General features: G+C 54.3%; 1 protein-coding gene. It reads right to left on the bottom strand.

Annotation, left to right across the window (positions count from 1 at the left end; all coding sequences use genetic code 11):
• Positions 1–139: 139 nt before the first annotated feature.
• Positions 140–869 (bottom strand): hypothetical protein (locus CYR55_RS23725; protein ID WP_165699664.1); only part of this gene is annotated, 730 nt, incomplete at its 5' end.

The following is an 869-nucleotide window of genomic DNA, read 5'->3' on the forward strand; positions in this document are numbered from 1 at the left end:
GCGCTCCATGATCTCGCTGGCAGCACGCTCCATCTCAGCTTTAAAAGCCAGGTAACCGCCTTCAGGCATTCGGTTAGTCCACCAATCCAGTGCGTCCTGCGCTTGCGGGGTAAAAGATGCTTTTATTGTCATAGGAGCCTCAGTAAGTCAGGTCTTCAGGATAAGATCGCAATAAGAAAAATTCCGGCGGACGGAGCACAGACTCCGCAAGGTGCTTAGCAAATAGCGCGGCATGTCTCATTTTTTCGAGCTGCCTAATGGCCTCATGAATATGGTGCAAATCCAGCTGGTGGGATACCGTGGCCACCGCGATCACCCGGGAAAAAAACATCGCTTTGACGTCTATCATCCAGTCAGCAAAGCGCCCCTCCAGACGCAGAACATATGCCAGCTTCTCCGCCAGGGTTTCTTTACTGCCGTAGTGCGTCTTTATATCTTCCAGCATGGCTATGGCACGCTCAATTACCACCAGCCGCATACGGGAGGTATCACCTACCCCCTGAGCTGACAGGTAAGCTTCCAGGCAGCTGTAGCGCGAGATCATGAAGTGCGCGTAATCAGGGCAGACACTTTGCACCTGGCGACAGTAGCGGGACGCTTCCAGTATCTCCCCCCAGTGGGCGGTGGCGGCCGCTAGGCACTCATCCCGGGTCACGCTCCGCCCGTCAGGCGTAGTGTACTCGACAGCAGGGATCGCGATTTTGCGCAACTTCTTACCCTGAGTGTCTTCAAAAATGGTGAGCACTTCAGATGCATCGACATGGCTGGTCGTCACTTTGCGCACCTTGGCGCGCAGCATAGTGCGCAGGCGCTTGAGCCGCTTTTCCTTCAACTGATGGTCATAATCAGAGAAACAATTGGATCGGTAT

This window comes from Chimaeribacter californicus, assembly GCF_002858675.1.
In the GTDB taxonomy this organism is placed as follows: Bacteria; Pseudomonadota; Gammaproteobacteria; order Enterobacterales; family Enterobacteriaceae; genus Chimaeribacter; species Chimaeribacter californicus.